23 protein-coding genes and 1 pseudogene are annotated in these 25,999 nt (G+C 46.2%); 22 read left to right on the top strand and 2 right to left on the bottom strand.

Going from position 1 to position 25,999, the window contains the following annotated elements; translation table 11 throughout:
• Positions 1 to 7 precede the first annotated feature (7 nt).
• Positions 8 to 955, top strand: a complete 948-nt coding sequence (locus MHI52_RS29595; protein WP_405158131.1) for a nucleoside hydrolase — start codon at positions 8 to 10, stop codon at positions 953 to 955.
• Between the two features lie 78 nt (positions 956 to 1,033).
• Here the strand turns inward: MHI52_RS29595 and MHI52_RS29590 are convergent, their stop codons facing one another.
• Positions 1,034 to 1,501, bottom strand: a complete 468-nt coding sequence (locus MHI52_RS29590; protein ID WP_127551564.1) for a heme-degrading domain-containing protein — start codon at positions 1,499 to 1,501, stop codon at positions 1,034 to 1,036.
• Between the two features lie 238 nt (positions 1,502 to 1,739).
• Here MHI52_RS29590 and lspA point away from each other — a divergent pair, with 238 nt between their 5' ends.
• The 12 genes from lspA to MHI52_RS29530 all read left to right on the top strand — a co-directional run bounded on the left by lspA (position 1,740) and on the right by MHI52_RS29530 (position 16,773).
• Positions 1,740 to 2,231 (top strand): signal peptidase II, encoded by a 492-nt coding sequence (gene lspA / locus MHI52_RS29585; protein WP_036606631.1) that lies wholly within the window; start codon positions 1,740 to 1,742, stop codon positions 2,229 to 2,231.
• Positions 2,232 to 2,849: 618 nt separating this feature from the next.
• On the top strand, positions 2,850 to 4,142 hold the full coding sequence (ltrA, locus tag MHI52_RS29580; RefSeq protein WP_036669585.1) for a group II intron reverse transcriptase/maturase: 1,293 nt from the start codon (positions 2,850 to 2,852) through the stop codon (positions 4,140 to 4,142).
• A gap of 543 nt (positions 4,143 to 4,685) precedes the next feature.
• On the top strand, positions 4,686 to 5,876 hold the full coding sequence (locus tag MHI52_RS29575) for an ABC transporter substrate-binding protein (protein ID WP_405159433.1): 1,191 nt from the start codon (positions 4,686 to 4,688) through the stop codon (positions 5,874 to 5,876).
• A 24-nt stretch (positions 5,877 to 5,900) separates the two neighbouring features.
• Positions 5,901 to 6,767 (top strand): carbohydrate ABC transporter permease, encoded by an 867-nt coding sequence (locus MHI52_RS29570; RefSeq protein ID WP_036606633.1) that lies wholly within the window; start codon positions 5,901 to 5,903, stop codon positions 6,765 to 6,767.
• On the top strand, positions 6,767 to 7,594 hold the full coding sequence (locus MHI52_RS29565; RefSeq protein ID WP_036606635.1) for a carbohydrate ABC transporter permease: 828 nt from the start codon (positions 6,767 to 6,769) through the stop codon (positions 7,592 to 7,594). The genes MHI52_RS29570 and MHI52_RS29565 overlap by 1 nt, the downstream gene beginning before the upstream one ends.
• A gap of 567 nt (positions 7,595 to 8,161) precedes the next feature.
• Positions 8,162 to 9,925: a sensor histidine kinase gene (locus tag MHI52_RS29560; protein WP_405158130.1), complete on the top strand. Its 1,764-nt coding sequence runs from the start codon at positions 8,162 to 8,164 to the stop codon at positions 9,923 to 9,925.
• Positions 9,915 to 10,709, top strand: a complete 795-nt coding sequence (locus MHI52_RS29555) for a response regulator (protein ID WP_074092689.1) — start codon at positions 9,915 to 9,917, stop codon at positions 10,707 to 10,709. The genes MHI52_RS29560 and MHI52_RS29555 overlap by 11 nt, the downstream gene beginning before the upstream one ends.
• A 114-nt stretch (positions 10,710 to 10,823) precedes the next feature.
• Positions 10,824 to 12,143, top strand: coding sequence for an extracellular solute-binding protein (locus MHI52_RS29550; protein WP_289390618.1), 1,320 nt, complete (start codon positions 10,824 to 10,826; stop codon positions 12,141 to 12,143).
• A 38-nt stretch (positions 12,144 to 12,181) separates the two neighbouring features.
• Complete coding sequence (locus MHI52_RS29545; protein WP_036606643.1) at positions 12,182 to 13,063, top strand: carbohydrate ABC transporter permease; 882 nt, start codon at positions 12,182 to 12,184, stop codon at positions 13,061 to 13,063.
• A 54-nt stretch (positions 13,064 to 13,117) separates the two neighbouring features.
• Positions 13,118 to 13,981, top strand: a complete 864-nt coding sequence (locus MHI52_RS29540; protein WP_405159432.1) for a carbohydrate ABC transporter permease — start codon at positions 13,118 to 13,120, stop codon at positions 13,979 to 13,981.
• Between the two features lie 236 nt (positions 13,982 to 14,217).
• The gene (locus tag MHI52_RS29535; protein ID WP_405158129.1) at positions 14,218 to 15,627 is read left to right on the top strand and encodes an MATE family efflux transporter; all 1,410 of its coding nucleotides are present in this window, start codon (positions 14,218 to 14,220) and stop codon (positions 15,625 to 15,627) included.
• A gap of 267 nt (positions 15,628 to 15,894) precedes the next feature.
• Positions 15,895 to 16,773 (top strand): helix-turn-helix transcriptional regulator, encoded by an 879-nt coding sequence (locus MHI52_RS29530; protein ID WP_036606720.1) that lies wholly within the window; start codon positions 15,895 to 15,897, stop codon positions 16,771 to 16,773.
• Positions 16,774 to 16,898: 125 nt separating this feature from the next.
• On the opposite strand, the gene MHI52_RS29525 is transcribed toward MHI52_RS29530, so the two are convergent.
• On the bottom strand, positions 16,899 to 18,038 hold the full coding sequence (locus tag MHI52_RS29525; RefSeq protein WP_405158128.1) for a hypothetical protein: 1,140 nt from the start codon (positions 18,036 to 18,038) through the stop codon (positions 16,899 to 16,901).
• A 112-nt stretch (positions 18,039 to 18,150) separates the two neighbouring features.
• On the opposite strand from MHI52_RS29525, the gene MHI52_RS29520 reads away from it, so the two are divergent.
• The 9 genes and pseudogenes from MHI52_RS29520 to MHI52_RS29480 all read left to right on the top strand — a co-directional run bounded on the left by MHI52_RS29520 (position 18,151) and on the right by MHI52_RS29480 (position 25,973).
• A complete protein-coding gene (locus tag MHI52_RS29520) occupies positions 18,151 to 18,327 on the top strand; it encodes a hypothetical protein (RefSeq protein ID WP_282319954.1) in 177 nt (58 codons plus the stop codon).
• A 145-nt stretch (positions 18,328 to 18,472) separates the two neighbouring features.
• A pseudogene (locus MHI52_RS29515) lies at positions 18,473 to 18,979 on the top strand (Rpn family recombination-promoting nuclease/putative transposase); the annotation flags it as partial.
• A gap of 396 nt (positions 18,980 to 19,375) precedes the next feature.
• A complete protein-coding gene (locus tag MHI52_RS29510; RefSeq protein ID WP_047840845.1) occupies positions 19,376 to 20,086 on the top strand; it encodes a response regulator transcription factor in 711 nt (236 codons plus the stop codon).
• Complete coding sequence (locus tag MHI52_RS29505; protein ID WP_340983985.1) at positions 20,083 to 21,588, top strand: HAMP domain-containing sensor histidine kinase; 1,506 nt, start codon at positions 20,083 to 20,085, stop codon at positions 21,586 to 21,588. The genes MHI52_RS29510 and MHI52_RS29505 overlap by 4 nt, the downstream gene beginning before the upstream one ends.
• Before the next feature lie 60 nt (positions 21,589 to 21,648).
• Positions 21,649 to 22,755 carry a hypothetical protein gene (locus tag MHI52_RS29500; RefSeq protein WP_076251820.1) on the top strand — a complete coding sequence of 369 codons (1,107 nt, stop codon included), beginning with the start codon at positions 21,649 to 21,651 and terminating at the stop codon, positions 22,753 to 22,755.
• Between the two features lie 238 nt (positions 22,756 to 22,993).
• A complete protein-coding gene (locus MHI52_RS29495) occupies positions 22,994 to 23,881 on the top strand; it encodes a rhodanese-related sulfurtransferase (protein ID WP_036606654.1) in 888 nt (295 codons plus the stop codon).
• A gap of 12 nt (positions 23,882 to 23,893) precedes the next feature.
• Positions 23,894 to 24,541: a metalloregulator ArsR/SmtB family transcription factor gene (locus tag MHI52_RS29490; protein WP_253504030.1), complete on the top strand. Its 648-nt coding sequence runs from the start codon at positions 23,894 to 23,896 to the stop codon at positions 24,539 to 24,541.
• Between the two features lie 196 nt (positions 24,542 to 24,737).
• Positions 24,738 to 25,643 (top strand): Rpn family recombination-promoting nuclease/putative transposase, encoded by a 906-nt coding sequence (locus MHI52_RS29485; RefSeq protein ID WP_253504028.1) that lies wholly within the window; start codon positions 24,738 to 24,740, stop codon positions 25,641 to 25,643.
• Between the two features lie 117 nt (positions 25,644 to 25,760).
• On the top strand, positions 25,761 to 25,973 hold the full coding sequence (locus MHI52_RS29480; protein WP_340907409.1) for a hypothetical protein: 213 nt from the start codon (positions 25,761 to 25,763) through the stop codon (positions 25,971 to 25,973).
• The last annotated feature ends 26 nt before the right edge of the window (positions 25,974 to 25,999 follow it).

Here is a 25,999-nt window from a genome sequence, read left to right as displayed (position 1 = left end):
CGGCATCATGAGAAGAGTCATCATCGATACAGATACAGCAGGAGACGATACGATTGCGATCCTGACGGCATTGCATCACTTTCAGGTGGAAGGCATCACCATTACGGGTGGTAACGTACAATTCGACCAAGAGGTTGAAAATGCCCTGTACACGGTACAGGTTGCTGGACATGGCGGCAAGGTACCTGTGTATAAAGGTTGCGAGCGTCCGCTAATGGCCTACGGAAAGGCTCAGCACCGGACAGTGGAAGATGTGCATGGCGATGATGGTATGGGCGGCGCGCATTTCCCGAAGGCAGATCAGCGTCCCGAGAGCGGGCATGCGGTTGATTTTATCATTGAGAAGGTGCATGCACATCCAGGTGAAATTGAACTTCTGGCGATTGCCCCGCTGACCAATATTGCGATGGCGATCCAGAAAGACCCTACGATTATTCCGGAGATTGCTCACCTGTACATCATGGGCGGAACGAATAATGCACTGGGCAATATCACACCGGCGGCGGAGTATAACTTCTACGTAGACCCAGAAGCAGCGAAAATTGTACTGCATGCAGGTATTCCGATTACGATGGTTGGCTGGGAGATGTGCACGCAATATTCAGTGATGGACGATGACGATCATGCAGAGATTGCGGCTCTAGGTACATCGGGTGCCGATTTCTTCACTGTAATCAACAAAGTGGTTATGGAGTTCAACAAGTCGGTACATAAACTCAATGGCACCACTCATCCGGATACATTGTTGATGGCTGTAGCGGCAGATGAATCCATCATGACCAAGTCGGGTCAATATTATGTGGATGTGGAAGCGGCAGGAGAACTGACACGTGGATACAGTGTGGTTGATATCAACGGACGTTTTGGCAAAGAGCCGAATGTACGTGTCTGTGAAGCCATTGATCGGCCCAAATTCAAATCCATGCTGCTGGACGTTCTCTCAGCGATCCAATAAACGCAGGAATTTAACTACAGGAAAAAGAAGAAAATCCGTGCCTATCCCAGGTACGGATTTTTTATTGCCCATTTTAATCTAACTCTGCTGCAACAAAAAAGAGCGGATTCCTGTCGTGACCAGATCATGGTCTTCTTCATCAGGCAAACCTGATACTGTAATGGTGCCGACTTGTCCCTCATTTTCCAGAATAAGCGGGAAAGCGCCACCAGCCAGGACATAGTCCGATGAAGGCAGATTGAAGTCTTGCTCAAGTGTTTGATTTTCGCTTCTCAACCGCAGAGCCGTGTGCCAAGAGCTGGAGGAGAAATGATTCACCACGTTGTTCTTGCGTCGAATCCAGTCTTCGTTGTCGGGATGAGTGCCTTCCATCGCATGCAAAAAGAGACGATGTCCCTTCAGGGTTATGTCGATGGTCACGGCTTGGGAACGACGCTTCGCTTCTTCAACCAGATGCAGGCCAAGGTTAAGTGCCATTTCAGAATTAAATGTGCCAAATACCAAGTCCTTTTCTTCCTGTTGCATTTCCTTTAATTTCTCTGTCATGGTCAGGTTCAAATTACAGACATCCCCTTTACGTATATGATTGATGTCTACATTCGACATGGATTGGTGTAGTCCCTTCTGGATGCAGTCTGAACGATGTTAGTGGACGTTATTTGCGTGGTTAAAGACCGTTCATTTGGAGACCGTACATCGGCTGTGTTAAAGTGAAGGGAACCTAATATACATAACTCTTAAAGTTAAAATAAGTTATTGCTACGTAGGCAGGAGGAGAAGCACGATGCTGTTTTATTTTGTAGCACTGCTGGTGACTTTGGTGGACCAGGGAACCAAGATTGCAGTGAGGATGTATATGGAAGTTGGCGACGTCATGAGACTGGGTAACTCGGGCATGCAGTTACAGCATTACGAGAACAGTGGAATGGCTGGCAGCATGTTTCAGGGAAATGCGCGTCTGTTCGGTGTGATTGCTGTTCTGTTCATAGCAGGTATGTTGTATTACCGGAGTAAGGGTGAGATTCGCGGTTTCTGGATGCAAGCTGGCGCGGGTTTTATGGTCGGTGGGGCTTTAGGAAATGCGATCGATCGATTTATCTATGCCCGGGTAACGGATTTCCTCGTATTTCCGTCAGGACGCGGGATTTTGAATCTCGCTGATGTCGCAATTAACATCGGTGTGGTCATGATTATCATTGGCATGTTGATTCGTGCATATCAGAGTTATCGGGCCAAGCGTTTACGTAATGCTTTGCCGAAAGCAGAACGTTCGTAATAGGTTGGATAAAAGCGTTACAGTGGCTGAATATAAGCTTATTAAATGAGGGACATTGGATATCATCCAGTGTCCTTTTTGTTATGCCGCGTGCCCAGAGGCACGCATGATCTTGTTGGTGAAAGTCCAACCCAAGGAGGGGCCAAGCCACCTTGGTAGCTAGGATGCTTGCATATGGCGAAATCTGTGTGCAAAAGCGCATCGACAAAAGTACCTGTCAGAAACAGGGCGAGCAACAAGCCAGGCCGTAACATGAAGTGAATCCTGCCGCGTCGTCAAAAAGGCCCTGCAAGGGGGAAAAGAAGGTGCCGAGTCTCGGTCATATAGATGAAGGCCAAGGAAGCTGTGCAGAACTTGGAACAACAGTGAAGAACCTTCCGGCGTAAAGGGAGCGGCATGGCTTGAAAGATCATGCAGTGAACTGGGGAGACCCTCCCCCACACGGATTTTTTTTTTAGGAATTCGTAAAGAGATGCTCTATAAGTCCAAAAGACGAAGTGAAACGTCTGTGGGAAGGGAGTCCGAGGGGCTCATAGTACCGAAGAACCCAAGGACAACATAACCTTGGGGAGGGAAGGAGCCCTGCTTTGTTTATGCTTTTGGAGGAGGTACGAGTGAGTGAATGCCAATCGGCTAACAACACCAAAGGAAAAAGTTCAACAACTCCAAGAAAAGCTAGGTCATGTGGCCAAGGAGAACAGCAAGCGTAAATTCCATGCCTTGTACGACAAAGTCTACCGGGGAGATGTTTTGTGCGAAGCCTGGAGACGAGTGAAAGCGAACAAGGGAGCAGCAGGAGTAGATGCCATGACGCTGGCAGATGTGGAGGAACAAGGAGAAATGAACTTCCTTAAGGACTGCGAACGAGCGTTGAAAGAAGGCAACTACCATCCGCAGCCTGTACGGCGGCACTATATCCCCAAGAAAGATGGGAAGCAAAGGCCGCTGGGCATACCCACCGTGCGCGACCGAGTCATACAGATGGCAACGAAACTGGTGATTGAACCCATCTTTGAAGTGGATTTTGAGGACGTATCCTTCGGATTTCGCCCAAAACGAAGTGCGAAAGGAGCGCTGGAACGAATTCGGAAAGCCTGCAACCGCAAAGGGAATTGGGTAGTCGACGTCGATATCCAAGGTTACTTCGATAACATTAATCAAGAGAAGCTTATGAAATTGGTGCAGATGCGCATCAACGACAGGCGGATACTGAAATTAATACGGAAGTGGCTTCAGGCGGGAGTGATGGAAGAAGGAAACGTAAGGCGCTCCGATTTAGGAACGCCGCAAGGTGGTGTGATCTCACCGCTTCTGGCGAATATCTATCTGAACTATTTTGACCGACTATGGGAGAAACATGGAAGAGGTCTGGGAGAACTGACAAGGTATGCAGACGACTTTGTAGTCATCTGTAAAACCAAAAAGGACGCCGAGCATGCGTATGAACACATAGGCAAAATTATGGAACGTCTGGAGCTAACCCTGCACCCGACCAAAACTCGCATTGTAGGTCTATGGACAGGAAACGAGGGATTCGACTTCTTAGGAATGCACCACCGAAAAACGAAAGCAGAAACGTCGCAAGGGAAGGTATATTACACCACACAGCAATGGCTAACCAAAAAGGCGGAAGAACGAATTCGTGGAGTCATTAAAGAGCGATTATCCCCACCGAGTATGCGATCTAGATCGTTTGCGGAACATGTGAAATGGCTCAATCCGAAAATTCAAGGGTGGAGAAACTATTACTACACGAGTTACAGCCAAAAGAGACTAGCTAAGCTGGATTGGTATATGTTGCAACGGTTAACACGGTGGTACGCGAAGAAGAGACAACGCAGAAAATGGATGGGTTCAATAGCTGAGGTTAAGTACATCGCCAGTCAATATGAATTAAAAACGCTATTGTAATCTGCATGCCCATGAATGACAAACATCGGAAAGCCGTATGAGGGAAAACCTCACGTACGGTTTGATGAGGAGAGGCTGGGTTTTGCCCAGCCTTTTACTCTAGTGATTCAGGTCATGGGAAGAACTGCCGTGATTCATTTTTACCGAAACCGTTTTAGAAATAATAAAGACGTATATTATCCATTCAGATTGAAGTCGGTTTGGAAGGATTAACCAAATGGTTATTTCACCATTTGGATGGGTAAATCTTTACGTATATAAAGTGAAACTAAGATATACACGAACACGGAGAGTGCAGAACCAATCTGAAGAAGCGCAGCTAAAAGCTTTCTGAAAGAAAGCTGCTTCGAAAGCATACGCTAAAATCGGATTTTCCCTTTGAGGAAGGGAATCAAAAAAATCTGGGGATAACAACGATCGGAAGATGGTACTGCAATCGGAGTGACACTGTGTAAATCACATTAGTTCAATTTATTAAGCTGAGGGAGGTACAACATGAGAACAACGCTTACCAAGGCTCTCGGGACAATGTTGCTGTGTGGAATGATGGCTGTACTTTTATCTTCCTGTACCAGTGGAGATAGCGCGAATGGCAAAGTGCAGATTGAATTTTTCCAGAACAAGCCTGAAGCCAAAACAACCTTTGATGAATTGATCAAGACGTTCAACGCGGAGCATAACGATATTCAGGTGACCCAGGTGAATCCGCCAGATGCGGAGACGGTCTTAAAAACGCGTGTAGTCAAAAATGATATACCGGATATTATGGCCATGGGTGCAACCGACACCTATTCCATTCTGGCTCAGAGTGATATTTTCACCGATCTGACGGACAGCTCATTACTCCAGACGATTGATCCGAACTACATACAAATGCTGAAGGATCTCACAGGTATGGACGAAGTGACAGGTATTCCTTACGCGACTAATGCAAACGGCATCATGTACAACAAAACGTTGTTTAAGGAAATGGGATTGGATGTGCCCAAGACGTGGGATGAACTCATTGCGACCGCCCAGAAGATTAAAGATGCAGGTGAGATTCCATTTTATTTCACATACAAGGATGACTGGCAGACGAGTCTGCCCTTCAATGCACTGGCCTCCAATCTGGTCGGTATTGATTTCTATCAGGAGCGGCGCGATAACAAAGTGACGTTCAAAGAGAAGTACCGCGAGGTAGCCGAGAAGCAGCTGGAACTCATGAAGTACGGTCACGGCGATAACTTTGGTAAAGCTTATTCGGACGGTAACCGTGCTTTTGCTAACGGTGAAGCCTTTATGTACATCCAGGGAACCTGGGCCATCTCGGAGATTCGCAAAGCGAACCCAAATGTTGACATTGGTTTCTTCCCATTCCCAACAGGCAACGATGCAAGCGAGATCAAGCTGGTGAACGGGATCGACTCCCTGTTTACCATTGCGGCGGACACGCCTAATCGCGAGCAGGCAGAGACGTTTATTGCGTTCCTGTTAGAGCCTGAAAATATCGGAAGATACATTGACGAACAGACGCTGTTCTCTGCGGTAGAAGGCGTGAAGCAGGATGATCCTGCGGTACAGGAATTGATGCCTTATATCGAGCAGGGCAAGGTTATTGACTTTCCCGATCACTATATTCCGGCTGCGGTGCAGCTGAATTCCATCGTTCAGTCCTTTTTGCAGAACCAAAACATCGACAACTATCTAGATACACTCGACAAAGAATGGGACAAGGTTGCTAATCGGCGTTAAGCCTTGTCAGAAGGAGGATGGAGTATGAACAAGCGTATCGCACCTTATTACTGGATGACGGTTCCGGCGGTTGTATTGTTCTTTGTATTTATGACGCTGCCGGCCCTCCAGGGCATCTATTATTCATTTACGAATTATAACGGATTCGGGAAAGAGTATGATTTTGTTGGTTTCAAAAACTATTTCAACTTGTTCCAGGATGACAATGTAGGTAATGCCTACTGGTTTACGTTCAAATTTGCGATCGTGGTGACGATCCTGACCAATATTCTGAGCCTGCTCATTGCACTCGGGCTGAATGCCAAGATTAAGTTCCGTAACTTTTTCCGCGGCATCTACTTCCTGCCCAATATTCTGAGTGTGCTGATCGTAGGTTACATATTTAACTACCTGTTCTCCAACGTATTCCCGATCTGGGGACAAAATCTGGGCATCAATGCGCTATCCACCAACATTCTCGGCAGCGAGAGTCTGGCTTGGATCGGTATCGTCATTGTTGCAGTATGGCAATCGGTGGCCCTGAATACAATTCTGTATTTGGCTGGTCTGCAAACGATACCAACGACATTATACGAGGCATCCAACCTCGACGGTGCAGGCAAATGGCGTGAATTCTGGAGTATTACCTTCCCGCTCATTGCTCCATTCTTCACCATTAATATGGTGCTGGCGATGAAAAACTCACTTATGGTCTTCGACCAAATCGTAGCCTTGACCAACGGTGGTCCCGGACGGGCGACGCAGTCCATCTCCCATCTGATCTACACCGGTGGATTTGAAGGCGGCGAATATGCATATCAATCTGCGAACTCGGTTATTTACTTCATCGTTATTGCGGTGATTTCAATTCTGCAAATCCGGTTCCTGCAAAGAAGGGAGATGGATCTGTAATGAGAAGCCGTACACGAATTAATTGGCTCGTTATGCTGCTTGTTGTGCTGGGTACCCTGTTTATCCTGTTCCCATTGTATATGACCGTTACAATAGCTTTGAAAAATCCGGAACAGATGGCCCAATCGGTCTTTGCCATTCCGACGACACTTCACTGGGAGAATTTTGCGAGAGCCATCGACATGACAAACTTCTTCCAATCGTTCCGTAACAGTGCGATCGTTACCGCATCCACCGTGCTTTTGACGTTGCTCAGTAACTCGATGGTAGCCTATGCGATTGCACGGAATATGGAGAAACGCAAGTTTTTCAAAGGACTGTATTATTACTTCGTCAGCGCGATGTTCATTCCATTCCCAATCATCATGCTGCCGATTGTTAAGCTGACCGCATCGCTGGAGATGACGAACTTGGTAGGTCTGATCCTGCTGCACACGGTATATGGCCTGGCATTTAACGTTTTTGTGTACGTTGGATACATCCGGTCCATTCCGGTAGCGCTGGAGGAAGCAGCGTTTGTGGATGGGGCGACAACCTGGGGCACGTTCTGGAAAATTATTTTCCCGCTCATGGCACCCATCAGTGCCACGGTTGGTATTCTGACTTGCCTGTCCACGTACAACGACTTCTTGCTGCCACTCATTATTATCAGTGATCCGGGACAGTACACGCTGCCGCTGGTACAGTATGTATTCCAAGGACAGTTCAATACCGAGTTTAACCTTGCGTTTGCATCCTACCTGCTCGCATTGCTGCCGATGATTATCATCTACCTGTTTGCACAGAAGTGGATCATCAACGGGGTTACCCAAGGGTCCGTGAAATAACTGAAGATGTGTCACAGAGAAGGATATGTGTGAAGGGATATGAACAAAGAGAGGTGGACTTTAAAAGTCCCCTCTCTTTTTTTTGATCCTTGTCATTTAACGTTTGGGAACTCCTGGGAGGATTGATTAACCTGTAAAACTATGCTATTTTTTAGTCGTTAGTTTAATCGGTAAACAAAGACTAAGAGAGAAGAAGAGTAAGGTTCATTTCTGCAAGCGCTTTAACTATATAAATGAACTAAACATTTACACGAGAACGGAGAGGGCAGAAATAACCTGAAAAAGCGGAGCTAATAGCTTTCTGAAAGAAAGCTGCATCGGAAGCATATGCTTCGCCTTTATCACCGGATTTTCCCCTTTAAAAAGGGAATCAAAAAATCTGGGGATAACAGCGATTGGAAGGTTATTCTGTCATCGTAGTGGCTAATGTAAATATTCTTTTGTTCATTTTATATAGAAAAACTGAATACGTAGATAAATCCGGCATCGTTTGTACCCAGTCTTCAAGAGCACGGGCGTAAGGTGGTGGGTTCTTTTACATGCCAAAAAGAGAGGAGAATGGGGAAGTTGCACGGGAAAAAAGGACATTTTAACTCACTTCGCAATCAGATCTTCATTGGTTTTGTTATGGTGATGCTTGTTGTTCTGCTGCTCGCAGGCATAACGGCTTATGATCGGGTAGCTGCCCTGCTGAAAAGCAATGCGGAGAAACATATTCACCAAACCGCCGTCCAAGCCAGTGGCAGATTGGATGCAATCATTGCACAAGTGAATTCGCTGACTGCCCAGGTGGCGGATGATGCATATGTGCAACGTCTGCTCAGCGATGAGAAACAAGGCAACCCGGCGACCTTTAATCAGCGCCAAGCTCTCTTGCAGATTGCAGGCAGTTATCAGTCTTTCATTAATGGCGCACAAAGTATGGAGATATACACTACGGGTTATAACCGCATCTTTCCGATGGATGACCGATCCCTCGATCTCAGAGTGGAGCGCAACTGGATCAACCTGGCGGATGAAGGAAAAGGCAGACTGGTATGGGCAGGCGCTGACCCTGAAGATCCGGGTGTGCTCCTGGCTATTCGGCGGATTAACCTGCTGGATCATTCTTTCGAACACGGAGGTTATGTGGTGGTGCGGATGCAGCGTAGTTTTTTTCAACTCAATGATTCGAATGGGACAGATGGTTCGCAGGACTCTATCATGCTCTTGGATGGTGCAGGCGAAGTGGTGAGTTCCGATCTGGAAATTAATCTCGATCCAAAGGCCATATTGGACAGCGGATCAGTCGTGCAGAACGGGGAGGAATCCTATATCGTCGTCAGGCAAAAATCGGAGTTAACGGGATGGACACTTGCTGTCCTGACCCCGTTGCGGGAGACAACGGAAGGTGTATCCATCCTGAGAACAGCGTTGCTCGTCTCGGGAATGATTGGTGTTGTTCTGTTCCTTATCATGTCCTTCTTCCTGTCCACCATGATTACACGTCCACTCATACGGCTGATGCGGGCCATGCGCAGTGCAGAGCCGGGAGCAATGAGACCTAATCTAATGGTTAGCTCTACGATGGAGATCAATGAACTTAACAACGTATATAACCAGATGGTCTACAGGCAGAATGAATTGACCCGTGTGGTTCATGAGAAGGAAGTCATGCAGTCCCGGGCTGAGCTGAAGGCGTTGCAGTCTCAGATTAATCCCCATTTTCTATTCAACACGCTGGAAGCGTTCTATTGGTCCCTTGAGGAAAAGGGAGACGAGGAGATGGCACGTATGGTGGTGGCGATGTCCCGATTATTTCGTTACATCATCTCCAGCTCGCAACAGGATGAATGGGTTACGATGGCCGACGAGCTGGAACACGCCGAGCGTTATCTTCAAATTATGCAGATGCGGTTGGGAGAGAGAATGCAATGGCAGATTCAGCTGAGCGATGCGGTACGTGAGGTCCACATCCCGAAACTGCTCATACAGCCCTTGGTTGAAAATGCGATTCTTCATGGGGTTGAAAGTAAACTGGGTCCGGGAACGATAAGCGTCCATGTGGATGCTTCGACCGAGAAAAATCTGGTTCGCATTGAGGTTCGGGATGATGGTCCCGGTATGGATGAATCACGGCTTCAATCTGTAATTCATGCCTTACATGGTGGCCCCGCTGTATCTAACAAGGGTACAGGCGTAGGTCTAATCAACGTACATTGGCGACTGAAGCTTTACTTTGGCAGCCAACTTGGCGAACGTTGCAAGCTTTCTATAACAAGTAAGGTTGGGGAAGGGACTGTCATTTGCTTTGAGATTCCCATGGGAACGGAGGGTGCATATGATTCATGACAAAACAATTCTTATCGTGGATGATGAGCCGCGTACAAGAGAGGGTATTCGCAAAACACTGGAGGGATGGTCGGCAGGACGAAATCACATTCAGACTGCAGAAAGTGGCGTCGAGGCTGTGGAATGGCTCAAGAAAAAGCCGGCAGATCTGTTAATAACGGATGTTCGCATGCCGGAATTCTCTGGCTTGTCTCTGATTGAAGCCATTCAACATTTTTCGAACAAGCCTGTTGTCCTGATTATGTCGGGGCATGCCGATTTTCAATACGCCCAGCAGGCCATTAAGCTGGGTGTTGTGGAGTATATGTTGAAACCGATTGATAAGGAACAATTGCTGCAGACCGTCGAAAAAGCCCTAAAGTTCAGCGAACAACAGCGACGTATTCAAACGATGCAAGAAATGGTTGACCCGAAGCTGCTGGATGTTAAGGAGCGCGGAGAACAGAGGCTCAATAGCCAGATCAGTGAAGCTTTGACCTATGTGGATGCTCATCTGGGTGAACATGTGACCATGCGTGAAATCGCTGATCTACTCCATCTCAACTCCAGTTACTTCAGCGTATTGTTCAAGGAACAGATCGGCATCAATTTTAGTGAATATCTTACCCGCAAACGGATTCAGCGCGCGAAGGAGTTGCTTGTACAGACAACGATGCCAATCTCGGAAATTGCCGAACAGGTGGGTTATCAGACGGATAAGTATTTTATCACAGTATTTAAAAGTCTTGAGGGGCTAAGTCCAAGCAAATATCGGCATTCCCTATCTGAACGAAGTAACAAATAACCTCAAAAAAGTGGAGTTTTTCCAAATTGTTCTGGTCTTATAGGTGTGATAGGCGCGTGCTACAATTTGGTTAAAGCGGTTACATTAACCGATAAAACCAAGGGGGTTGGAATAATGAGTAAAAAGACGATGGCCATTCTTCTGTCATGGACGCTGGTTCTCGCCGTAATTTTATCCGGATGTAACAGTTCAAGTTCGGATGAAGAGGGTGAAACAGGCAGCAACGGCACAGATGGGAAAGTAACCCTCAAATTTATGCACCTCTGGCCAGCAGGCAGTTCCGCACAGCAAAACAAACTGGTCAACGATATCATCAAGCAGTATCAGACGGATTATCCGAATGTAACCATTAAGCAGGAAGTGCTGGAGAATGAACAATATAAGAACAAATTGAAAATCCTGTCGGCATCCAATGAACTTCCCGATGTTGGTGTAACTTGGGCTGCTGGATTTCTGGAGCCTTATGTAAAGGGGAACCTGTTCGCACCGGTCGATGATCTGCTGAGTGACTCGCTGGGCGAGAAATTCATAGCCGGAACAACAGAAGCTTATGCCATAGACGGCAAAACATATGCGCTACCAATCGAGTTGAATATCTCCCCCATTTATTATAACAAAGCCATTTTTGCGAAATATAACTTGCAGCCGCCAGCAACGTACGATGAATTCCTGAGTGTGCTGAAGACACTGACAGAGAACGGTGAGGTTCCGATCGCACTGGGCAATAAAGACCGCTGGACCGGCTCACTCTGGTATATGTATCTGGCGAATCGGTTAGGTGGAGATGCACTGGAAAAGGCCATCAATGGCTCTGGCAAGTTTGACGATCCTGCGCTGACTCAAGCTGCTGCCGAGGTACAAAAACTGGTGGATATGAATGCTTTCAACAAAGGCTTTAACGGGTTGTCTAACGATGAGGGCAAATCCGAATTCATGAACGAAAAAGCTGCTATGTATCTGATGGGTACCTGGGAACTGCCAAACTTCACGACTAACCCGGACATCCCGCAGGAATTCAAAGACAAGATCGGATTTTTCAAATTCCCAACAATGGAAGATGGCAAGAGCGATATTAATAGCTGGGTAGGTGGTCCAGGTGTAGGGTTGTTCGTGGCCCAGAACTCCAAAGTGAAGGAAGAAGCGCAGAAGTTTGTGCAATACTTTGTGGAAAAATGGGGTGAAAGTTCGGTAACTGAAGCAGGCGTCATCCCGGCTACCAAAGTGGATACGGCTGCAGTACAGTTGCCACAGCTCTATATTGACCTGCTGAACGAATTGAATCAGGCCAGCAGCCTTACACTCTTTGCAGACGTACAGATGAAACCGGCAGCCGCTCAGGCCCATCTTGACATGATTCAGGCATTGTTTGGCAAAGCGGTAACACCGGAGGACTTTGTGAAGAATCATCAGGCTGCAATTGATAAAGGCAATTGACGTACACACGTTTGAACGCTTGAAGGGAGGATAATGTGATGGACAAAGTCATGTCCAACCGTCTCGTTGCTGCGTTGTACGTGCTTCCTGCACTGCTTCTGCTGCTGGTCTTGGTGTACATCCCGATCGTGCTCACCGGGTATTATGGGTTGATGCAATGGGACGGGATCGGTGCAATGACCTTTATTGGATTGGATAATTACGCCAGACTTCTTCAAGACGGAACATTCTGGCAGAGTGCGAATCATACCTTTTTGCTTGCTTTGTTCTCTGCGCTGAGTCTGATCGGTTATCTGATGATCGCTTTGGTGCTGTCAGGCAAGATCAAGGGGGCCAATCTGTTCCGTAAAATATATTTGATCCCGATGCTGCTGTCTTCGGTCGCGATCGCCCAGTTATGGCTGAAGATCTATCATCCCAGCAATGGTGTGCTAAACACCTTTCTGGAAGCGATCGGCTTCAGCAATCCGCCAGCCTGGCTGGCGGAGCCATCCCTGGTGTTGTATGCACTGTTCGTGCCGATTCTATGGCAGTATGCAGGCTTCTATATTTTGATCTATTATGCGGCCCTCAAAAATATTCCGGAATCTCTGGTGGAAGCAGCCCGGATTGATGGAGCAAGCCCTTGGCAGATCGCTTTTCGAATCAAGCTGCCCCTTATTACAGAAGTCATCAAGGTGACTGTGGTACTGGCTGTGGTAGGCTCACTCAAGTATTTTGATCTCATCTACGTGATGACCGATGGCGGACCGAATGGTTCCAGCGAAGTGATGGCCTCCTATATGTATCGTCAGGCGTTCCGTAGCTTCGACTTTGGTTACGGCAGTGCTGTAGGGTTCTTCCTGCTCTTGATCTGTCTGCTTGTTACCTGGCTGCTTCGAAAAGCGACAGCATCCAAAGATACGATCCAGTATTCCTGACGTAAGTGAAATGAAAGGAGGTCCATCCCGGTGAAGACGGATACGGCCGTTAGATTGCCAACTTACCCGGGGACAAGCCGAGGTTCGGCATGGTTAAGGAGATTTGGCTATATTCTGCTGTATTTCCTCTTGTCCCTGGTAGCTTTGCTGCAAATTTTACCTTTGGTATGGCTACTGTTGTTCTCGCTTAAAAATAATCAGGAAGTATTCGACATGGCGCCTTTTTCCCTTCCTGCCACTCCGCGTTGGGAAAACTATGTCAAGGTATGGACAGAGGGAAATATCAGCTTGTACTTCTTCAACAGTGTATGGATTACGGTGGTCTCGGTGGTGATCACCGTGCTGTTCGCCAGTCTGGTGACCTTTGCCATTACACGTATGCGCTGGAAAGGTCGTTCGCTGGTGCTGGGGCTGTTCATGGTGGGTCTGATGATCCCTGTACACTCCACGTTGATCCCGCTGTTCAGCTTGTTCCTGAAGCTTCATCTCACAGATCATCCTTTGTCAGTCATCCTGTCTTATATTGCCTTTAATATGCCAATTACCATTATGATTCTACTTGGATTCTACTACGCTCTCCCCCGGGAAGTGGAAGAAGCCGCAGTGATGGATGGTTGCTCCGTGCATCGGATTTTCTTTCGGATTGTGCTGCCGATGACGTCTTCGGTCATTTCCACAACGGCGATCATTAACATGATCTATAACTGGAATGAATTCATCTTTGTTAATACGTTCATCAGTACAGATGCGTACAAAACCCTGACTGTTGGGGTACAGAACTTTATTGGTCAATACACAACGGATTGGGGAGCCATTGGTGCAACGCTGATGATTAGCATTATGCCAATCCTGATTGCTTTTCTCATCTTGAGTAATCGAATTGTGGAGGGCATTGCTGCGGGTTCTGTTAAAGGTTAAAAGGTTGAGGGTCCAAGGTCCTTCCATTACTTGCTTAAAAGCGAGTTGGGAGGGGCCTTTTTTGTCTTCTGAAACCTCTGATAAGCTTACGGAAATGGGGCTTTATGAAAGTAGTGAAAATACCTATTTATGGAATTACAAAAAACTTTCAACTATTTTCGCAAAACTACTGCATTTTCAAACCACCTGTGCTAACATACCCTAAGAATTAAAGCCCACATGGGAAAGGTGAGAAAATGACAGCAATATCCTCAACCAAAGAGTCCCTTCGTTCTGATGCCAAGGATCTGAATCTGATTCGACTGACATGGCCTATTTTCCTGGAACTCTTCTTATTTATGTTGATGGGGAGCGTGGATACGCTCATGCTCAGCTCGGTGTCCGATAATGCGGTCTCCGGCGTTGGAGCAGCCAATCAGATTATTTCTATCGCTATCCTTGTATTGGAAGTCATTGGACATGGTGCTGCGATTGTAGTCGCACAATATATCGGATCCAAAAAGTTAAGTGAAGCAGCACAAGTTACGGGTAATGCGATCACACTGAATCTTATCGTAGGTCTGGTCCTGAGCGGAATCTTCCTTCTGTTCGGAGGACATTTGTTATCACTCCTGAACATTCAAGGCGAAATTTATGATTTTGCCCGTTCGTATATAAATATCGTCGGTGGCGGTATCTTCCTTCAGGCGCTCATTAATGCGCTGGCTGCGACGATTCGTACACATGGTTACACCAAAGAAACGATGTATGTTGCTGTATTCATGAACGTGATTCACGTTGTTGGTAACTATGCATTGATTTTTGGACACTTCGGCCTGCCGAAGCTTGGGGTGGAAGGGGCAGCGATCTCCACGGTGGGAAGCCGTTTTATCTGCCTTCTGATCTTCTTCTGGTTGTTGTATCGTGTGAGCGAGGTACGGGTGGATTTTGAATACTACATTAAGTTGTCTAAGAAATTCATTGGTAAAATTCTGCGGATTGGTATTCCGTCTGCGATGGAATCCATGGTATATCATTCCTGCCAGCTCGTGTTCACGCTGTATGTGACCTATCTGGGCGCAGAAGCTATGGCAACCAAGCAGTATGCGGGTAATATCTCCAGCTATATCTACTTGTTCAGCATGGCGATTGGTATGGGGACATCGATCACTGTAGGTCGGCTTGTGGGTGCGCGGCGCAAAGACGATGCGTACAAACGTGTTTTTGACAGTGTAAAATGGGCCCTTCTGGCCACGGTTATCATTGATGTAATCATCATTTTTTTCCGTGTGCCGCTGATGAGCATATTTACGGATAATCCGGAAATTATCAAGCTGGGGGCTCAAGTGATTCTACTCAGTCTGTTGCTCGAAACCGGTCGTACCTGCAATATTGTGATCATTGGTTCCCTGCGTGCGGCAGGGGATGCAAAGTTCCCGGTATACATGGGTCTGATCTCCATGGTCTGCATGAGTCTGCCGCTGGGATACCTGCTCATATTCAAGCTTCATCTGGGGCTCGCTGGTGTATGGCTTGCCATTGCAGCGGATGAGTGGACCCGCGCGGTCATTATGTACTTCCGCTGGAAGAGCAGAGCTTGGGAGAAACATGAATTGGTGGAGCATGATGACGAAGAGGTTGGTGCACAGCCGGTACCAGCTGTCTGACGAAGAATGTTGTGCAAATAGATAAAGCAAAGATATAAATGAACCTGCTGTAGATCAATGAAGTGGCTCTAGAGTAGCCACAGGACGGCGGTTTCCCAGAAGAGTCAATTACGGAAAGGATTCCATCCGTGATTGGCTCTTTTTTGCGTTATTGATAGAGGACAACAGAAATAAAGATAGCAAAAATGATCAAAACGGCGATGACATCCTTCACGTATAGTAAGGATATGGAAGGGGGCTTTACCTCAGTTGAGCCGTTACCGTGCAATGATTCAGCAAAGTTTGTTCTATATTGAGACTCATCTGCATGAGCAGATTGGGCTGGAAGAAGTGGCATCCGAGGCGTTGTTGTCGCCATATCACTACCATCGAATTTTCCGTAATGAGGTGGGCATGACCGTGGTGGATTATATCCGAAACCGTCGGATGAGTCTGGCGTCCACCACCCTCCGATCGACGGATGCGGGCATTTTGGACATCGCTCTGGCTTGTGGTTTTGAGAGTCAAGAAGCCTTCACCCGTGCATTCCGCAAATTATATGGCATGCCACCAGGACGTTTTCGCAAATTGTTCGATCTGAAATTATTCGAAGGAAGAACCAGAGGAGGAGAATTACAGATGAACCAGACGTCAACAATTACAGGTTGGATGTTAACCGGGAGTCACCCGCAGAATTATGAGATGGGCATTGATCCGGCCGAAGTGCATCAGGGAAAAGCATCAGGATATTTGAAGGCCGTTACGCCAATGGAGCCCAACGAGTTTGCAACAATGATGCAACAGTTCAGAGCGGACAAGTATGTGGGTAAGCGAATGAAATTATCGGGATTCGTGAAGACCGAGCGTGTGGATGCGTTCTGCGGATTATGGATGCGTGTGGATAATAACGTGCATGATGTACTTCAATTTGATAACATGCATGATCGGCCAATTACGGGTACGCAGCCATGGAATCAGTATAGTATTGTGCTTGATGTACCGGAGGGTAGTGCGGTCATTTCATTCGGGGTTATTTTGAACGGCAAAGGAAAAGTGTGGGTCGACAGCTTCCGCTTCGAGGAGGTTGATCTGAACACACCACTGACACATATGGAGACAGAGTACGAGATGTCGGACGAGCCGCTGAATCTGTCATTTGAGGAGTAAAGTTGTAAACCATTATTTCATAAGAAAGCGTTCAACACGCCCGTGAATCGAGTGTGTCGAACGCTTTTTTTTATGAAGATAAACAAGTTGAAACGGATCTTCTAATTTCTTAGTAGAATATAATATTACAGGTCGTTGAAGCTTCGACTTACAAGACCCGAAACACCATTTCCTTGATAACTTAAATTTTTGTAATAATATCCGGAGTGGCTGTGTTGAAATTTAACCATGCCTGTTTCATTAGTTATTCTGATACCAGGTTCCATTAAGAAACTACCTTTGGCAACAGTTTTGCCGAGTGGGAAATCGAAAGTCCATTTCCCATAACCTGTAGAAAGAGAACCTGTGTCAGTTACATCAACAGAATCCCTAGAAAAATTCCAAGATATTGATGGAAAGCCGCCTGTGAGAGATACGCTAAAATTAGAGCCTGTTTTTGTTGTAGTTGGTCCGTATGAAAGCAATCTTTGGTCTGGTACATAAGGTTCTATAGTATGTCTTGATGCAATTTGACGCGTTTGATAGCTGTTCACTGGTCTTGTTTGGGTAGAAGCCTTCATATCCCAGACAGATACATTCTTTGAATTTATCGTAGCAGTACCTTGTTTGGTATAAGTAACCGTACTATCAATGAAGCCTGCTACTACAAAATTTCCATTTGTTAGCTTTTCTTGATCGCTATAAATAATCCAATGGAATGTATCAATGTAATTTGTTCCAGAGGGCACGGCTGCAACAATAGCATTGTTAGAATATGAATTTATGGACGTATAATCTTGTTTGAAATTTTCGTTAGCATTATAATTTTTCTGTGCTACTTCGGTGGCATATTCTTTAATATCGCTAATAGGAGCATCTTTAATATTTGAGAAATAGAAGTCCGTTTGGGTTTGGCCATTTGAATTGGAGGTGCCTATGGCTACTAAGTGAGACTTATGATTATTTTCATCTTCTAAGACTTCTATTTCTCCAGTTATAAATGGGAGTAACTCTTTTTCTGATAATTGATTACCTTCTTTATGAACGAAGTTATACTGTATAGAAGAGCCTTCATTATTTAGTGTATTATCTTTAAATGAACTGTTACTGTTGTTTAAATTGATTTCTTTAAACCAAGTTGGTGTTTGCGCAGAAGCATTAGGACTCCATGAAGGCGAAGAATGACTTTGTTCATCAATTACTGGATCTGCACTAGCTGTTGTAGTCGTTGCGCCATTAAAAACTAATGTGACCAACAGAGTAGGTATCAATAAGATTTTTTTCATGAAAACCCTCCCAATCTACTATTGTTAAATTACTTGATAATACTTACACTTTGTGGTAATAATTTGAAACAATCCTTTTTATTTTAAAAAAATGTGAGTGGAGATGAAATCTATGAAAACAAGATTGTTAGAGATATTACTTGCTGTTGTTTTGGGCTTTTTTACAGGTGTTTTATTAAGTGGAGGTGGAGTGGATATAAGTGAAAGTGGTATTCATATTTTACTTGGCTGTATTTTATGGGTTCTTATATTGAACTATCTACATTCTTCCAAAAATAAAAGTGAATGATTTAATCTTTTTTTTATTGTCTAAGCAGAAGTCTATATTTTTTATCGCCCATCCAATAACAGTCGGCTTTTTATTCTCTTTTTAGCTGCATGGATACCAAAGCAAGGACTGTGGAAAGTAAACAGATCAATATCAATTTTCGCTATGCACTACCATTAATATTTTAAACTACTCCTGTCCGGATAATGAGCGGTATCACAATGTTTTTCATTTACGAGAAGATCATACAGGTATTGGTTTGACGGATGATATCGAAATACATGTGATGGAACTAACCAAATTGGATGAGTATTCTGTTCCGATGGAAAAAGGCGGACTCGTGAATTGGTTATTATTCCTTAAAGGAATAGATACATCAAACTGGGAGGTGCTGGCCATGAATGAACCGATGTTGAAAAGGGCGATGGATACGCTGGAATTTCTGAGTCAGGATGCGTCCACCAGAATGGCCTACGATGCTCGGATGAAAGCATTGAGTGACGAAAAATCAATGATTGAAGGCGCACGAGCTGAAGGAGCAGCCAAGGGTAAGTTGGAAGGCAAGAGAGAAATGGCTCGTGAGTTACTCACACTTGGCGTAGATCTCTCTGCTATAGTTAAAGCATCTGGACTCTCTGAAGATGAAATTAAGAAGTTATTGCCTAAACAGTAACATGAAACGGGAATCTATAGATTAAGGGCTGATCCAATCACGGGTTGGCTCTTTTTGTCGTCATTGGGGTATAAAGAAAGTAGAGCCAAGTCCAAGCTGAGAGGATGAAAGCTTCTCATACAAATTGCAAACTCATCCATAGCTAAATCGCAAAGACCTTGCTAACATAAATAAAAAAGAACTGAATATTTACACGAAAACGAAGAGTGCAGAACCAGTCTGAAGAAACGAAGTTCAAAGCTTTCTGTCAGAAAGCTACTTCGGAAGCATATGCTACGCCCTTTATCACCGGATTTCCCCTTTGGAAGAAGGGGATTAAAGAAATCTGGGGATAACAGCGATCAGAAGACGGTACTGCACTTGAAGTTATCTCGTGTAACGTAGAGGATGAATCCCATGAATAAAAAAGTGCTCGTGGTAGATGACGAATCAAGCATCGTCAGTGCCATTGCTTACGCGCTGCGGCGCGAAGGATATGAAGTAGATACTGCGAGTGACGGCGAAGAGGCCTTGGTTAAGGTCGCATCGTTTCACCCACAGGTCCTGATTCTGGACGTGATGATGCCAAGGCTTGATGGATACGGCGTATGCCGCAGGTTGGAGGACCGCGAGGATATCGGCATTATTTTGCTGACTGTCAAAAATGATATCGTGGACAAAATCGTTGGCCTGGAAATGGGCGCCGATGATTACATGACCAAACCATTCGAGATCCGTGAACTGCTCGCAAGGGTGAAAGCGCTCATGCGCCGTGTCGAGAAAAGCAGTCCACCACCTGACGATTCGAAGAATCAGGCCATCGTGAATGGCACACTGCGTATTCATGTTGCTCACCGCACAGTGACCGTGAATGAGGAGAAGCTGGATCTGACACCAAAAGAGTTCGACCTGCTGACCATTCTCATGTCCAATCCCGAGCGGGTGTACACACGAGACGATCTACTAGATCGAGTGTGGGGCATGGAGTATGCGGGTGGTACACGAACCGTAGACATTCACATCCAGCGTTTGCGTAAAAAAATTGGAGATACGGATCAGCAAAAATTACAGACTGTATACGGGATTGGCTACAAAGCATCTGCACCTGAAACAGGCGGGGCCATATGAGAGTCAGCATCAAGCTGAAGTTCAGTGTTTTTCTGGCTGCATTGCTTATCCTTACCGTGGTGGTGCTTAGTTCACTGGTCCTGCGCGGTATTGAACGCAATCAGCAGTCACAGATTGAAGGTATTTTATCACAGCAGACACGGCTGGTGAATCTGAATGTGCGACAGTCCTACTACACGGAGTCTGTTCATCTTGAACAGGAAGTCTTTTTACAACAAAACGGCCGCAGGCTTGCACAGGAACTGGCCAACTCTACCGGATTGCCAATTGCTCTCTATGATATGAAAGGCCAGCAAGTTGGCTCATCGATCAGTTCCGGGGAGAGTGCGATTGTTCAGGATACGCTCAACTATGCACTGCAAAATAAAATTGCCTATCATGAACAAGGGGATACCTTGCTCTACGCCGCACCACTGGACGGTCCGGATGGACAGATGGGGGCTGTATGGATGCAATATCCGGTCCAAAGCTACCATGAATTCTATACTCGCATCCTTCAATTGTTCATATGGGCAGGAATTACCGTTGTTGCGCTGAGCTTCATATTAGGTTATCTGTTCTACAATCGGTTTGCCGTTGCGATTACTCGACTGAAGAGGTCCGCAGATTCCATTCGCGAAGGGAATTACATTACGGAGTCTCCTTTAAAGCGCAAGGATGAGTTGGGGGAGCTGGGGCAGGGCATCTATTATATGAGTACATCCATTCAGCAAAATATCACAGCCATGCATGCAGAGCAGCAGAAGCTGCAACTGGCGATTGAGAAGCTTCAGGCGCTGGAACAGCAGCAGAAACAATATATCGGTAACATCAGCCACGAATTCAAGACACCGCTGACGTCGATCAAAGCTTATGTGGAGCTGCTCGACATGTATAAGGATGATCCACAACTGCTTGATGATGCCACGAGTAACATTGGCAAAGAAACGGAGCGGCTGTACGAGATGGTCGAGAAAGTCTTACATTTATCTGCTCTGGAGAAGTATGACTTCGAGAACCAGGCCGAAGATGTAGAGGTCAGCGCTCTGCTGGAGGATGCCTGTGGCCGGATGCGGGGGAAAGCCGAGAAATTTGGGCTGAACATGGAACTGGATCTTGAACCGGCGGTGATCCGCAGCGATCGGGAGAGTCTTATGCATATTTTCATCAACATGCTGGATAATGCCATCAAATATAACGTTCCGGATGGTGTGATCCGGGTGAAGAATGAACTCCGGATGCAGGAGCGTCAAGCGGTTATTCGGATCTATAACTCGGGTACGCCAATTCCGGCAGAGGCGCGGGAGAAGATTTTTGAACCCTTTTACACGGTGAACAAAGACAGAGCCAGAAAAACCGGCGGAACCGGACTGGGGCTATCTCTCGTGAAGCAGTTTGTTGAAAAACAGGGCGGTACAATCACCCTGCTGTCGAGTGATCCAGAAGATGGGGAAGGTGTGACGTTCCAGCTCATGTTCCCTTTGGCTGATTCAAGTTTACAAGTTCGAAACAAGTCTGAATAACTTTGGAAGTATGCGATGTGTATGCTTGGTCTATAGCAAGAGAAACCAGGGGGGACCATCATGAATTGGAAACAAGCAGCTATGGGCACGTTCGGAGCCATTGCCCTGTTAACGACAGCGGCATGTGGGGGAACAACGGAGCCGGGGGGCAACGCACAAGGCGGGAAAACGGGCACGGATATTACGGTAAAAGATAATACCAACACGTCCGTGTACCAGAGCTTCAAGCTGGAGAAGATTGATAAATTGCCGAATATGCGCGGAATTGCATGGCTTAGTGATGACTGGATTGTATCCGACAAGGAGAACAAGTCCCTGAAACCCGTCACGGTTGAAGGTCAGGAAAGATACCCGCACAACTTATATATGTATGATCTGACGAAAGGCACCGACACGCCGCTCAAGGAAAGTGAAGCCAGTCTGGGTGCACCGCTGGTGTCACCGGATGGTCAGTATCTGTTTTACCGGGAACCGGAGGAAAATACGGGTAAAGGCTACTTCTTGAACCTGCATAACGGGGAGACAACCCCTGCGGGTAAGGAGGATGGATTTATCCAAGAGGGCGCGTGGCTGGATAATGAACATGTCGTTTTCCCCAATATGAAGGGTGATCTGATCTCGGCAAGTGTGGATGGCACAACGAAAGTGCTGGTGGAAACAGGTAATTTCAATGTACGGAGTATCAAGGTGTCAGGCGATATGCTCTATTATATTACGGGCGAAGATGGCCAGTTGAATGCATACGATGCGAAGACGGGTGACGTGAAACAGGTGCTGAAAAGTGTGGAGTGGGTCATCCCTTCTAATGATGGAACAAGGCTTGCGATTGTGAAAAGAACAGCGGATACCAAACGGGCGCTGGTGCTCACCGATCTGGAAGGCAATGAGAAGGCCACTCTCGCCAGAGGTACACAGGTTTTCGGCACAAGCTGGTCGGGTGATGATTCCAAGATTGCATACACCATCAATTCTGAGAATGATAATGAGAAAGGGCTATTTGTCTCCAACACGGAGTCGGCAGAACAGTTCCAGATCTCGGCCGATATGGACAACGCTTCTGACCCACTCGCCTGGAGCCCGAAAGGAAATAAAATCCTGTTATCGCAGGCGGTATTGGAGAATGAATCGTATCACTTTGTAACCTCGGTCATTACGATCTCGGAATAGGGGAATGATGCAGAAAGATATGTTCCATATCTTTCATGCCTTTCTATACATTTATATTGACTAAGCTGTTCCGCTTCCGATAAACTAGAATGCAGGAATAAAAGTCGAATGTCAGGCAGCAGTTCGAGACGATGTTTCGGGCGGCTGTTTATTTTCTTTTTAACAGTAAGGGTGCAACGTAGTCGTCTTGCCGGATGATCCGGCTAATAACAACATGGAATAGGAACAGGTGATATACATGTGTAACAGCGCGTACCGCGTGCTTTTATATTATAAGTTCGTGAAGATTGAAGACCCAGAGACGTTTACACAAGAGCATCTGCAATACTGTAAGGACCTGGGTGTGAAAGGCCGTATTCTGATCGCATCCGAAGGCATTAACGGTACGGTATCCGGAACGCCAGAACAGACGGAACAGTACATGAAAGATATGCTGGCTAATCCGCTGTTCAGCGACATGGTGTTCAAGATTGATGATGTCGAGGAGCATGCGTTCAAAAAAATCTTTGTTCGTCACAAAGCAGAGCTGGTAACCTTCCGTGTGGAAGATGAACTTGACCCAAATGTGACTAGCGGCAAACGCCTTTCGCCGAAAGAGTTCCATGAACATCTACAACGTGATGACGTTATCGTTATCGATGGTCGCAATGATTATGAATACGAAATTGGTCATTTCCGCGGGGCCATCCGTCCAGATGTGGAGTCGTTCCGTGAGTTTCCGGAGTGGATTCGGGAGAACCTGGGTGACATGAAGGACAAAACGATTATTACCTACTGTACTGGCGGCATTCGCTGCGAGAAGCTGACCGGGTTCATGATCAATGAAGGATTCCAGGATGTGGCTCAATTGGACGGCGGTATTGTCACGTACGGTAAAGATCCGGAAGTACAAGGCCATCTGTTCGATGGCAAGTGTTACGTGTTTGACGAGCGCATCTCTGTACCGATTAACCGGACAGAAGAGGATATTGTCATTGCTAGCTGTTATCACTGTGGAACGACACATGACCGATATATTAATTGTCCAACCTGCAACCTGCAGCATGTAAGCTGTGAGGATTGCGAAGAGACGCATAACCGCTTTTGCTCGGATGCCTGCCGGGAGGCAGCACCGGTACACGCATAAGCAGGAGAGCAGGTGCTGATCGTGAAGCGCGAAGAGGAACGAACGACGCGTGAACGGATTTTGTTCATGCTGAAGCAGCAAGGTACATTGACCGCCAGGGAAATGACAGCTGATCTGGGTCTGACTGGCATGGCCATTCGCCGTCATCTGACGGCACTGGAGCAGGACGGCTGGATCGAGGTTCGGGAGGCCCGGGCTACGGCCGGACGTCCGTCCTCGGTGTACCAATTGACGGTACGCGGGGACAGCTTTTTTCCAAAATCCTATTCGTCCCTTACACTGGAACTTCTTGAAGAATTGTCTGACTCTGCCGGTAGCGGTGTGGTGGATGCATTGTTCGAGAGTCGCAGGGACAAACTGCTTCGTAGCGGATTGCCACAGATGGAAGGCCAGGATCTGGCCGGACGGGTGGAGGAACTCGCGCGAATCCAGAATGCCAACGGATATATGGCGGATGCGTCCAGAGAAGACGATGGAACTTACGTCATTACGGAAATGAACTGCCCGATTGTACAAGTCGCGAGTGTCTACAAGCAGGCTTGCCGCTGTGAACTCGATCTGTTTCGCTCGCTACTTCAAGCTGAGGTGGAGCGTACCGAATGTTACGCCGATGGCGGCAAAAGGTGCAAGTATGAGATTCGCGAAGCGTCGGGGAATTAATTGGTTTATACACAAGAGATTGTTTCGATTCGTCGAAATAGTCTCTTTTTTTGGTAATGAATTACGTATAAACGCTATTTACGTATGGCGATGCGTGTTATAATGGAACGAACATCCAGTGCATGTTCGCATCCTTATATTTGCTTATACTTCAGCAGATATATCCTGTCCATTTTGCGCGTAGGAGTGAATAATAATGACAGAGTTGCTTGATCCCAAGAACGATTATGTGTTTAAACGAATCTTTGGAAGTGAAGAGAATAAGGATGTTCTTTTGGCTTTTCTGAATCATACCTTCAAAAATGCAGGTGAATCTTTACTGACCGAGATTGTGTTAATCAACCCTTATCTGGACAAGGATACACCGAGAGATAAACAGTCCATACTGGACATACGGGCCAAAACAGATCAAGGTGAGCTAATTAATGTTGAAATGCAGTTGTTTAATCAGTATGATTTAGAGAAGAGGACTTTGTTCTATTGGGGTAAACAATATTCCGGACAATTACTTGAAGGACAGAGATATAGTCAACTCAAAAAATGCGTAGCGATCAACATTGTTAATTTCAAAATGCTCGCTAATGATCAGTACCACAACGTATTTCATTTAAGAGAAGACCATACTGATATTCCGTTGACGGATGTTATAGAGATTCATTTTATGGAAATACCAAAGCTGAATGATGAAAATATTCAAATAAAGGATGGATTGGTGCGTTGGCTGTTATTTCTGAAAGGAATGACTAAATCAAGCTGGGAGGCGTTAATGATGCACGAACCCGAACCGGCTTTGAAAAAAGCCATGAGTGTATTGGAGTTTCTGAGCCAGGATGAGCAAGCACGTCAACGATATATCGACCGTCAGAAATTTCTATGGGACGAAGCTTCCATGATTGAGGGCGCACGAGAAGAGGGTCTCAAGAAAGGCATGGAGGAAGGAATTCAAAAAGGAATCGAAGAAGGGATCAAAGAAGGTGAAGCTGAGAGCAAGCGAAAAATCGCAATGAATATGCTCACTTTAGGTCTTGATCAGGCTACGATTATTAAGGCTACCGGGCTAACTCCATCTGAACTAGAGGAACTGCAAAAAGAAAAGGAATAAGCACTCTGGAGCTATCCTTTGATTGATATAAGGCGACCATACCCAAAGTACATTGGGAGGGAGGCCTCTTTTTTTGAAAATTTTAAATTTGAAAAATCTCATGATGAAGCACAATACTTGTCTGGAGCGGAGAAAGCTGCCGTGATTGCCCAGTTGGATCAATTACCCAACGCCATACTGCCCCCGCATCTGCCACATGAAGCGACGGTTGTTCTTGATGTTACCAGAGCGTCCAGCATTCGCATCTTTATGAAGGAGTATGAGAAGTTGTCCGGTATTGGCTTTGCAGATATCGAACCCTGGATTAAGCTTGTTGCGGTCGCAAATTGATCGCGGATGCCATATCAGAAGCGGAG

Source organism: Paenibacillus sp. FSL H8-0283, assembly GCF_045040675.1.
In the GTDB taxonomy this organism is placed as follows: domain Bacteria; phylum Bacillota; class Bacilli; order Paenibacillales; family Paenibacillaceae; genus Paenibacillus; species Paenibacillus amylolyticus.
Note: the sequence above shows the minus strand (reverse complement) of the source record. Positions and strands in the feature narration are given on the sequence as shown.